At 41.8% G+C, this 11,297-nt stretch carries 9 protein-coding genes; 7 read left to right on the top strand and 2 right to left on the bottom strand.

What is annotated here, in order from left to right:
- Positions 1 to 18 precede the first annotated feature (18 nt).
- Complete coding sequence (locus JW872_01810) at positions 19 to 813, top strand: prolipoprotein diacylglyceryl transferase (GenBank protein MBN1549376.1); 795 nt, start codon at positions 19 to 21, stop codon at positions 811 to 813.
- On the opposite strand, the gene JW872_01805 is transcribed toward JW872_01810, so the two are convergent.
- Positions 767 to 1,222: an ankyrin repeat domain-containing protein gene (locus tag JW872_01805; protein MBN1549375.1), complete on the bottom strand. Its 456-nt coding sequence runs from the start codon at positions 1,220 to 1,222 to the stop codon at positions 767 to 769. The two genes, JW872_01810 and JW872_01805, sit on opposite strands and share 47 nt — an antisense overlap.
- A 75-nt stretch (positions 1,223 to 1,297) precedes the next feature.
- Here JW872_01805 and dnaG point away from each other — a divergent pair, with 75 nt between their 5' ends.
- The 6 genes from dnaG to JW872_01775 all read left to right on the top strand — a co-directional run bounded on the left by dnaG (position 1,298) and on the right by JW872_01775 (position 10,566).
- Positions 1,298 to 3,076: a DNA primase gene (dnaG, locus tag JW872_01800; protein MBN1549374.1), complete on the top strand. Its 1,779-nt coding sequence runs from the start codon at positions 1,298 to 1,300 to the stop codon at positions 3,074 to 3,076.
- Entirely contained in the window at positions 3,073 to 5,193 is a 2,121-nt protein-coding gene (rpoD, locus tag JW872_01795) for an RNA polymerase sigma factor RpoD (protein MBN1549373.1), read from the top strand. Before dnaG ends, rpoD begins: the two co-directional genes overlap by 4 nt.
- 330 nt (positions 5,194 to 5,523) lie before the next feature.
- A complete protein-coding gene (locus JW872_01790) occupies positions 5,524 to 6,840 on the top strand; it encodes an HlyC/CorC family transporter (GenBank protein MBN1549372.1) in 1,317 nt (438 codons plus the stop codon).
- Positions 6,841 to 6,893: 53 nt separating this feature from the next.
- Positions 6,894 to 8,456 (top strand): hypothetical protein, encoded by a 1,563-nt coding sequence (locus tag JW872_01785; protein MBN1549371.1) that lies wholly within the window; start codon positions 6,894 to 6,896, stop codon positions 8,454 to 8,456.
- A 2-nt stretch (positions 8,457 to 8,458) separates the two neighbouring features.
- Positions 8,459 to 8,932, top strand: a complete 474-nt coding sequence (locus tag JW872_01780) for a hypothetical protein (GenBank protein MBN1549370.1) — start codon at positions 8,459 to 8,461, stop codon at positions 8,930 to 8,932.
- Between the two features lie 71 nt (positions 8,933 to 9,003).
- Positions 9,004 to 10,566, top strand: a complete 1,563-nt coding sequence (locus JW872_01775) for a hypothetical protein (protein MBN1549369.1) — start codon at positions 9,004 to 9,006, stop codon at positions 10,564 to 10,566.
- Here the strand turns inward: JW872_01775 and JW872_01770 are convergent.
- Positions 10,556 to 11,218 (bottom strand): hypothetical protein, encoded by a 663-nt coding sequence (locus JW872_01770; GenBank protein MBN1549368.1) that lies wholly within the window; start codon positions 11,216 to 11,218, stop codon positions 10,556 to 10,558. The genes JW872_01775 and JW872_01770 overlap by 11 nt on opposite strands.
- Between the last annotated feature and the right edge of the window lie 79 nt (positions 11,219 to 11,297).

Below are 11,297 nucleotides of genomic sequence, written 5' to 3'. Positions count from 1 at the left end.
GTATCAAAAGGAGATTATATGTATCCGCGCATCGCAGATATTTACGGCCCCATTGCCATTCACAGTTATGGTCTGGCAATTGTATTAGGCCTCATTTGTGCGTTGTATTTTTTACGAACACATCCGACTAGGAAGAAACTTATTTCAGAGACACATTTTTACACGCTTATTAGTTGGAGCATACTTGCAGGCCTCATTGGCGGCCACCTCATGTATGTCTTCACAGAGGTACAATCCATCAACGACTATTGGCATGCTATTACGATCGGAGAAGGATTCGGTCTTTCAATTCTTGGAACCATTCTTGGCGTACTCGTATTTTTAATTTTTTATCTTCGTCATCATAAAATACCTGTGCTGCATTTTCTTGATATGATTGCTCCGTATGCTGCCCTTGCCCAAGCATTTGGAAGAGTAGGATGTTTCTTTGCAGGCTGCTGTTATGGCGCACCGACAGCTGTTGCATGGGCCGTGACATTTACCAATCCTGAAGGCGCAGCTCCACTTTGTATCGCATTACATCCTTCACAGCTGTATAGCGCTGGCCTATTGTTTCTTCTCTTTTTGTTAATGCATTTTTTCTTCCAGCATCTTCTTAAAAAACCAGGGCAGCAATTCATGCTCTATTTATTTTTCGTCAACATTATTAGATTCGTCACCGATTTTTTTAGAGGCGATAGGACTATCCGTGCCTTTATAGCGCGAGATATTACTATCGAGTTTTCATACTATCAATGGATTGCACTCACACTTGCAGCTGTGTCACTCATTTTGTTACTTGCATGCACTTACCAAAAAAGGAAAACAACTTAGGAAACCAACGCTTAGAGGCCTGCCTCATTCGTGCATCTCTAAGAAACCTACTAACATCACGACGCCCCGAGACAAGTGCTACATCACCTGCAGTGCAGCCCGTTCGGTCAACTATACCTAAATCTGCTCCTGCATCAATCAAGGCCTGTATGCATGGAATCCGACTTGTTCGAGCCGCTCTATACAAAGGCAAGTCACCCGTTGGAAGAGGTGTATTAACAAATGCAGATAAACGTCGGATTTCTTGAAGGTCTTCATCTTTTATCGCATCCAATAACAGTCGATCCCCAGGAATATCAAAGGCAACTCGACGCCGCCGTCTACCCTTTTGCGGGCTAATTTTGACTGCTACAAGAGATTCTGCAAAAACGCATAAACATACCACGACAATACCGTGCCTAACCACCATAAACCTCCATGTTTCTGTTTTTGGGAAATGCGGTACACTATCACAAATCAATAACACCCAAAGATAATGGCCACAATGAACATATTCAGTTACGTAAAATCTCAACTTTCTATTGTTGATGTGATTCATGAGTATACCACACTGAAAAAAGCTGGCACCTATCTCAAGGGAGCATGTCCATTCCACAGCGAACGTACCGGATCATTCACGGTAAGCCCCCACAAAGAAATCTTTTACTGTTTTGGATGCCAAGCTAGTGGTGATGTCATTGCCTTCATTGCACGCGCAGAAAACTGCTCACAAATAGAAGCCGTTCACCATTTAGTTGATCGCTATAACCTAGAACTCCCCGAATCGATAACCTTCGATGCAAAACAGGAAGCCGAACGAACATCGGATAAAAAGAAGTATTTTTCACTATGCGAATTTGTAGCTACCTGGTGCGCCCGAAACCTTGAAGCCAACCAAAAAGCAAGGGATCATCTTCTCGAACGAGGATTCTCATTAGATACTTTGGCACAATTTAAAATCGGCTATTTTCCCGGAGGACTCGAATCGATTCGTAAACTGATAAATTTCGTAAATAAAGATAATTTTCTAACACAGGATTTGATTAAGGCCCACATTGTCACTGAAGGACGAACCGTCTTATATTCACCATTTGAAGAACGCTTAATCTTCCCGATTACAGACCATTTAGGCCGCTATTGCGGGTTTGGCGGTCGTGTTTTCCAACCCAACGATAATCGCGCACGATATTACAACTCGCGAGAGAACGAGTATTTCACTAAAGGCTCCTTACTATTCGGGCTCAACCTAGCAAAACCACATATTCAGCAACAAGAGACGGTCTTTTTAGTCGAAGGCTATACCGACTGTCTTGCCATGGTTCAGGCCGGCTACCATAATACCGTCGCAACCTTAGGCACGGCTTGTACCCTTGAACATCTCACCATACTTTCCCGTCAAGCTCATACAATATATGTATTGTACGATGGTGACGATGCAGGCAGAAAGGCTATGCTACGACTCGCTGAGCTCTGCTGGAAAGCAGATGTCGATCTTAAAGTCATTACCCTTCCCAAGGAGCATGATCCTGCATCCTTTCTAAAACAAGGAGGCAATCTTCGATCATATATCGCGCGTGCACAGGATATCTTCATGTTCTTTGTTGCAAGCTTAGGAAAGGACTTCAAAGGTAAATCCCTCTCTGAAAAACTCAGAACAACACAAAAAGTCATAGATCTTCTTAGTTCTATTCCTGATACCCTAAAACGGGATCTTCTCCTTCAAAAGGCCGCCCAGGCCTTTGATATCCCCTTCGAGTCACTCAGCAACGAACTCAAACGAGCCCTTGATAAGGGAACTAATGCCCATACTCCTCCAAAAATACCACTGCCCCTGCCCCAAACCTCTGACGTATTGCAACACGTAGGCTCTTTAGAAAAAAAGTTATTTTCTGTTATAATGGACGATGTGAGATTGGTTGCAGCGGGACACGGTAGATATATAGTTCGGTACTTCTCGGATCAGTTACGATCCCTTCTGGAAAAGAGACTAGTAAAGTACAGGCAAAATCCCGATACGAGTTTTGCGGCATTTTTTGACGAACTGGGCCAACAGGAACAACGTATCATTTCGCAAGTCATAGCTGAGTATGATACAGAGGATCCAGAGTCAGCTTTCGAGCACCTGTTTGCACAATTTCAAAAAAAACATTGGAAGAGTATCGTGAGCGATATTAAGACGCGGCTCAACCAGGCAGAACAAGAACAGGACAACGAAAAAATTACCGAGTTGCTCACAACGTTTCAGACGCTGAAAAAGACGCTTTTACGCAGGGGACTTTTATGAAGAAAAAAACGAACCGAAATTCAGTAGCAAAAATCACGAACCCTCCTACCAAAAACCGACGCGGCCTCGGGTCATTGGTGCGACGAGTTGCAAGTTCAGTAGCAAATGCTGTCACACCAAAAACTAAAAAACTGGCAGCTCCTGCACAAAAAAAGCCTGAAAAAAAAGCTTCTCCTAAAAAACTGGATACAGTACCTACAGAATCATTGGCGAAAAAAAAGATCGTCAAACCACAAAAGGCATCTACAAAAAAATCAGGCGTGAAGGAACCCGACGTTCTTAAAGAACAACGTATCGCTGAACTGATTGAACGTGGCAAAATCAGCGGGGTCTTAAGCTATGAAGAGCTCGCCGAGTTTATTGAAAAGAACCAACTTTCAGAGCCTGAAGCAAATGCTATCCTGAAAACTCTCGACAAAGAAAATGTAGACCTTGTTCTACAAGACGAACTGAATACTGACGATGAGCTTGACTCATTTGAAAAAGAGGAAGCCCTCGCTGATCGTGAAATCAAAACAAAACTTGAGTCATCTTTAACAACAGACGTTGATGACGACGATGATGAACAAGTAAGTCAAAGCGACGATGACGAAGAGGAACATGAAGATGTTGATGAAAAGCTCGTCCGTCGAACACTTGATTCACCACAACCAACCGATGGTGTAAAAAGTTATCTCCGCGATATTGGGCGAAAACCATTACTTAATAAAAAAACTGAAGCCATCATCGCAGATAAGATTGCGACGGGAAAACGTGAATCGATTGATGCAATTTCACGATTCCCATTTGTCCATAAAGAGTTTGTCGCACTTGGAGATCGTATTAGAAAAAATGCAGTACAGCTTAAAGATGTGATTCAATTTTCTGAATTTGATGAAGAAAATCTACCTAAGTTTGAACTTGAAACAGAATCATTGCTCAAGACTATTGATGCAATAGCCAATCTGATTACAAACGAAGAACGGATCTATCACAGTTATCGTGGCAAGCTTGATTCAGAAGAAAAAAAACAGGAAATGCTTGCCAAAGTTAAAAAAAATAAAGAAGAGATTAGTGAAACAATCAGATCAATACGTATCGCCAATAAGTTTATCCGTAAGCTTGGTAAGCGCATTGAAAAATCAATTGCAAAAATTAGTGAAAAAGAAACTGCAATTGTAGGCTATCAAGAAGCGCTCGATATCGTACAAAAAGTGAAAAAACCAACCGAAGAACAGCTAGCACAAAAAGAAGAAATTGAACGCTCGCTCAGAGCGGCTCAAAAAGCAATCAAAAAGGTTGAAGGAGAAATGGGTCTTTCAAGAGATCGCATTTTCGAACTCTATAAACAACTCCAAGATGGGCAACTCAAAGACAAAGAAGCAAAGGACGAGCTTGCACAGGCTAACTTGCGTCTTGTGGTCAACCTTGCAAAAAAATATCTCAACCGTGGATTACATTTCCTCGATTTAATTCAGGAAGGTAATATTGGCCTGATGAAGGCAGTTGAGAAATTTGAATTTGAACGTGGATTTAAATTCTCTACCTACGCAACATGGTGGATTCGTCAGGCAATCACACGTGCAATTGCAGACCAGTCACGAACCATTCGTGTCCCTGTTCATATGGTAGAAACTCTCAATAAGATCAATAAAATCAAGCGTACATTTCTGCAAGAACATGGACGAGAACCAACACATGCTGAACTTGCAAAAGAACTCAACCTTGATGAGAAAAAAATCAAAAACATCATCAAAATTTCCAAGGAGCCAATCTCACTTGAAACTCCTGTAGGAGATAGTGACGATGCATTCATCAAGGACTTTATCGAGAACGAAAATGAGTACTCACCTGCAGATACCGTTGCCAATAATGATCTTAAGGAAAAGGTTCGCGAAGTTCTTAAGACATTAACACCACGGGAAGAAAAAGTACTTAAAATGCGTTTTGGTATTGATGTTGCGTCAGAACACACCCTGGAAGAAGTTGGTAAGGACTTCTCAGTCACACGTGAGCGTATCCGTCAGATTGAAGTGAAGGCACTACGCAAACTACGTCATCCATCTCGAAGTAAGAAACTACAATCGTTCTTCGACAAAGAGTTTGACAACATTTCTAATGACGATTCTATTGAGTAAGGACCATAAATATTGAAGCGCGCATCTCTTAGCATTGCAACATAATCAAAGCTCTATGCAAGTGATGCTCCTCGAACATCAACAGGCTGTAGTTCTGCGAGGGCGCTGAATTCATTCAACGCCCTCTTTGTCTTGTGTCTAGAACAATGATGCGAACCATTGGCCACAGTTCGTTATTGTGCCCCGATCTGTTTCACGCACCAAATTTGACGCTCTATTACTCCGTTTGTAAAACCCCATACTTTTTTGACAAAATCAGCGATCGTTTTTTGAAAAAGAATTTGCTAGTATCCATCGAAATATTAACCTTATTATATTTGTGAGAACCATATGAACCTGTCACTTGGTAATCTTTTATATATAAAGTTCCCATTGTTTCTTGTATCACTTATCTGTTTGGCATTTGCATCGTTTCTCGAAACTGCTGTGACTGCAATTCGACTATTTAAAATCAAAGAAATCGCTACAACAAAAAAACGATACACTCTTCTACTGCAAGAACTAGAAAAAAACCCTCATCGCATTCTTGTAACTATTCTTATTGCAAGTAGCTTTTGGAATACTGCAACAGCTGCTCTGGTCACTCATGTCATGAAAGATGTATTTGCGGCACTAAACTTTTCTGGTCGTCTTGGATTCACCTTGGGCGTTGGCATAGCAACACTTGCAATCTTAATTTTTGGTGAGATTATTCCAAAAAGCTTTGCAAAAACACACGGTGAACGCATTTTTCAGTCAACGCTTTGGTTTACCAATATCATTTACTTCATCCTCACACCACTGGTACAAAGTCTTACAAAACTTTCGTCTGCTATTACATGTCGAATTGGAGGTAAACCAGAAGAAGAAGGCGCTATATCAGAAAAAGAAATTCAGTTTCTTATCAGTTACGTATACGAAAAAGGATTAATCGAGGGCGAAAAGTCACAAATGCTTCAAAGCATCTTTTCTCTTAACCAAAAACAGGTCAAAGAAATTCTCGTACCTGCCGTTGATGTTGTGAGCATTAGTAACGATGCCTCACTGCAAGATGCACTTGATATTTTTGGGCATACAAGTTTCTCGCGACTCCCTGTCTACGAGAGCGTACGTGATAATATAGTTGGCATGATCTACCAAAAAGATGTGTTAATGCTTCTTGCCAAACACGAAACAAAATCACTCAGGGAACTCATGCGTCCAGTATTGTTTATACCTGAAAGCATTCGTATCAACCAGTTACTTCAAGAATTCAAAGTCAAAAACATTCATATGGCAATCATTGTAAATGAATTTGGTGGATTTGCTGGCCTTGTTACACTTGAAGATATTCTTGAAGAGATTGTCGGCGATATTAATGACGAGAATGAATTTGCCTCTAAGAAAATCATTCCGCTCGAGAGAGGCGGTTGGCTCATTGAGGGAAATACGCCACTCACTGATGTCCAAAAACAACTACATCTTACATTTGATTCACATGATGCACTGACGCTCGCAGGATTTTTAACCGAACGTCTTCAACACTTACCCACAAAGGGGGAACGTCTATTGTATAAGTCATACTGTTTTCAGGTACATAGTGCTACGCAAAAACGGATCCAAGAGATTATTGCGTTTGAAGAAACGCAGATTCCACCTCAACAGGAGCAGCAAGTTGAAGCGACCTAAAAAAATCGCTAGCTTATGTGTTCAAGCATGTTAGTTAAAGAGGGTAGCTGTTCATGAAGCGTCGCATCGTTCTTTTGCTCTTTTGTGTATTCACATCATATCAGGCAACAGCCCAAGAATGTTCTTATTCTACGTATCTTGTCCCTGCATTATATAATTGCTTCGGCGTTGCAATCTTAGAAGAAGAAGTATTTCTTCGTACTGCAGGACTCAACCATAGATCTCTTCTTGATTATCCTACGCTCTCCGCACATCCACCGCATAATAATGACTGGCTTGCGCAAATTCATCTATTCTGGAACCAAACGCCCCACAGCTGTTTTACAAAGCAAAGCAAATCTATCGATTCGGTACTTGCCCTGCAGGACCCAGGACTCGTAACCGCGGTGCAGGAATTTCTCACTGCTGTTAGAACAAAACCTTGTGGTGATATTCTACTCGCTAGCCCTGGCAAGGATAGCGATGTGTTTTACATGGATGTCAATCATGTCTTTGGTCTCTTTAGTGAAGCAACAGTAGAGCAACGACGTATTGGATTTCTTGCTGAGCTAGCCAAGAACATATATGGATGGACAATCGATCTCAAGCTGCCCGTATACTATCAAGAACGCAATTACCAACTCGACTTGGAAAAACAAGAAGAAATAAAGCAAACTGCTCTGAAATTCTTCCCAACAAGCAGTCAAGCGGCAGATGATCAGTTCACCGCAAATTACCTCATTAGCGACCGTCTTGGTATTGGTGATACACGACTTGCTATCGGGTATAATCTCCTCACAACAAAACGCTTGCATATGCTATTCGGTGGTGAGGCAACAATACCAACGGCATTCTCAGTACAAAAGGGCGTATATGGATCGACCTTTGAGTTGGATGCCGGTTGCCCTGATCGACCAACCATAGATCTGTGTGAAATTTTTGAACTTAATCTTACGGCCGTTGAGCTCAAGGATGAACTGGCACGTAATATCACACTGATTGGACGACGTGTTCTTGAAAGGCTTTCAGAAATGCTTCTAGAAAAACCACTAGGTGATCATGGGCATACCGGTCTCGGCATATTCCTTGAACCTACTTTTACTCTCAGCGATACCACCAAATGGTACAATCGCCTGGCATTTGAGCACATTTTCCCAGCATCAGAAATTCGGTTTATCCTTGAACCTGCAAACCTGGCCGCGTTTGCACAACGTGATTTTAGCAGCACCGATAGCGCTACCGCAGCAAGCAACTTACGATTCTTAAATGCACGCTTATTAGATATGTTCTTCCCCGATCGAGTGCACGTGCGAGTACAACCTAAAATATTATTCAAAGTAACGAGCGTATTCGCATACGAACCAGAAAACCTTGGCTTCAATTTCGGTGTAGATTTTTGGGGACATCAAGCTGAAACCATTACATGGGACAGAGAGCCTGAGCTCCTCCAAACACATGATCTTACTATTGCTCGTCGAACAGGAGCCTTTCAGTTCAAAGTATTAGGGTCATTCTTCGGCAAGCTCGATATAGACGACACACCATGGAAATTACAGCTCAGCGCTGATATCACGCCCCTAAGTTCAGGAATCGGAAAAGATTTTACACTCTCTCTCAACGCCCAAACGGAATGGTAATTATGAAACGGTTTGTTCGCTACACTACTTTTATACTGGGGTGCAGCACACTATGCGTTGAAGATAATCATGATCTTCCAAGCATCTCAGAAGAACAATTTTTACAGATGCTTCATGAATATCAGCAAACAGGCATTATTCCAATATCAGAAACAACGAATTCATCTGATTCATCCGCCGAACAACCTAAGACAAATAACAAGGAGGCAATGATCTTTTGTTCTACTATTGCTCGCATGCTCACTGGATTTGGTGTCGCTGTTGCAACAAGAGATCCTGCAAAAATTATTGGTGGAATTTGTTCAATCATTGCCGCAGGGCTAGAGCTTGTCGTTAAATCACATCGTCCTGATCTAGCCGAACAATACGAAGCAACCAAAGCAACCCGCTCACCACAGACACCGCAACAAGAACTCATGCGTAAGTTACGATATTATTTGGGGTGTGTAAAAATAATGCAACCACAAAATAACTAATGCTTGAATCGCCAACATTTGAAAAGGTATTCTTTTTAGAAAGCTGCGTATTTTAAGAGAAAAGGAACACAATGCAAATTTCAAGATATCTCCTGATGTTATGTCCGGTTTTGATGAACGTATCGTTATATGCTCCCCCCACAGAGGCAGCAAAATCAGAGCGACGACTAGATAAAGAAATCTCCAGAGAAATACGCAACAGAGAACAAAGATTAAGAGAGAAAAACAAAGAAATTGAAGAACAACAACGACAACAAATAGAAAAACTTGTTGACTTTGAACGGTGGCGCAGAGAAGCAGAAGAACTAGCAAAAAGATCAACGCTGACAAACACAGAGCGCACAAGAATGGACGAGCTTAACGGAAGCATCGCTCAATATAATCAGCGTCAACTAGCTATTGATGAGCTCGTCAATGACACAAATCAACTACGTTCAGAGTGCGATGCGCTTTATCAAGAACGTGATATATTACGACAGCCCAACGCCCAGGAGGCATATGCTGCACATTCTGATCTTCCTATTCAAAGAGCAAAAGAACTTGTCAATTCCTTCTTGGAACAGGTAGGCAATGCTGTCAGCTCACTTACACTCTTTGTAACAGAAACAGCGCCCATCTATGTTCAATCGACTATACGGTTTATTAGCTATAATTTAACCGGCAAAGCTGAAAAAATACGACACTTTATTGTTGAAAAACAATTAGATTTTTTTACTCAAAACAGAATAGCTATTCGCAGTGTATTTGCTTATCATGGTCGTCTCGATACATTCAACGAACTCGAGCAATCCCCTGGGCAACTCATGGAGGCTTTTCATGGGCTCTTCCAGGAGAATCGAACTGTGCAAGGATTCGATGAATCTGATGCGCAAAAATATGATGAATTCATAGCAAAAGAGATACAGCCCTTACATGACAAATTAAAAGAGAACAGATCTCTTACATCTACTATTGAGAATGCATACAAAACATTGCGGCACCAAGAGCAGATCATTGAGCAAGAAGCAGCTGCGCCACCTCCAGAACGCAAGATCAATACGCTCAAACTACAAACCGCTCAACGCGTAGCCCAACAAATGCTAGAGAATCGCAATGGTCCGTATGCGAGAAGTGTCGCCTTCCTTTATGATCGGCTTCCACAAGAAATTGTCTCACTCATCGCGGAAGAATATGTGAAGATTTCTCCAGAACACGAACCCTACGTTGATCCTGACGGTGCAACCTTGGTTGCAATATGGACCATTGATAGTTATTTGCGTGCTGGCGGCGAGATTCCTCCACTTGAGCGCAATGCCAATGACCAAAAAAGACTTAATCTGAGCGGACTGCACCTGACCTCTTTAGAAGGACTCGCCGAGGCATTACGAGTGCGCGCCTACGACCTTAATGATATTGCTGAACTGAAACTAAACGATAACCCTCTTGAAGATCTGCCCATAGAGGTATTAGAACTTTTTCCTAGACTTAGCACATTGTATATACGTCAGACTAAAATCAAGGAAATCCCCGTTGAATTTTTCCAAGAACGCTCAGAACCTTTTGTTCTTGATGTATCTGGAAGTACTCTTTCGAGAGAGAACATCAACGCATTACGTTCCCTTGATGACGTGACAGTCTGGAATCTTAGGAGATAGGGGACCTGCCATCCTCAAGCATCTCATGCAAACGGACATCAAATCCAACCAAACGGTTGGTACGCTGATTAGCAACGGATACTGAGAATGGTCTGGTTGCATCCTCCTGCATCGCAAAGATAAGACGATCAATAGAACCGTTTGGAGGTATTATGACGCTCTCAACTCCACGACTTATTGCATCATGACGAAATCGCTTCTTCATCGTTCTATTCGCTTCAGGCCATGCAAATATACCAACAATCCCCGCCGGAATTAGATATGATAATGGGTTAAACCACATTACACCAACCCATCCAACCACAAGAAACCATCCCAACATTGTTGGCACATTGATATAAAATTCTCGTGCAACTTGTTTCGGTGCTATCAATGGAACACTGATCTGCCACGGATGCAATACGTAGTAATCACCACTTGAATTATGCATACGTATCTGAATTGGCTGGTATCCTTTTTTCAGTGGATTTACTTTGAGTCGCTCCAATGACTCATGATTATTAAGCGGTTTAACGACAATCGTAATATCATCTTTAACATCGGTAAATGTATACAATGACAAACGAGGCTTTTTCTTCCATACGTGCGTACATCCAGGAAGACCAACAATAGCCATAAGCCCACTTAGTAATATAGCGTACGTACGTGTCATCAATATCTTTCGCAAACGGGATCTATGATTGCAATGCTTAAAATTATAGTTCTTCACGTTATAATGGCAATAAACGTCA

This window comes from Candidatus Babeliales bacterium (genome assembly GCA_016929235.1).
Classification (GTDB): domain Bacteria; phylum Babelota; class Babeliae; order Babelales; family JABCYS01; genus JAFGJD01.
This window is presented reverse-complemented; position numbering and strand designations above follow the sequence as displayed.

Coding starts and splice junctions, on each gene's coding strand:
- JW872_01775 (MBN1549369.1), top strand. CDS start 9,004: ATGCAAATTTCAAGATATCTCCTGATGTTATGTCCGGTTTTGATGAAC.
- JW872_01780 (MBN1549370.1), top strand. CDS start 8,459: ATGAAACGGTTTGTTCGCTACACTACTTTTATACTGGGGTGCAGCACA.
- rpoD (MBN1549373.1), top strand. CDS start 3,073: ATGAAGAAAAAAACGAACCGAAATTCAGTAGCAAAAATCACGAACCCT.
- JW872_01810 (MBN1549376.1), top strand. CDS start 19: ATGTATCCGCGCATCGCAGATATTTACGGCCCCATTGCCATTCACAGT.
- dnaG (MBN1549374.1), top strand. CDS start 1,298: ATGAACATATTCAGTTACGTAAAATCTCAACTTTCTATTGTTGATGTG.
- JW872_01785 (MBN1549371.1), top strand. CDS start 6,894: ATGAAGCGTCGCATCGTTCTTTTGCTCTTTTGTGTATTCACATCATAT.
- JW872_01790 (MBN1549372.1), top strand. CDS start 5,524: ATGAACCTGTCACTTGGTAATCTTTTATATATAAAGTTCCCATTGTTT.
- JW872_01805 (MBN1549375.1), bottom strand. CDS start 1,222: ATGGTGGTTAGGCACGGTATTGTCGTGGTATGTTTATGCGTTTTTGCA.
- JW872_01770 (MBN1549368.1), bottom strand. CDS start 11,218: ATGACACGTACGTACGCTATATTACTAAGTGGGCTTATGGCTATTGTT.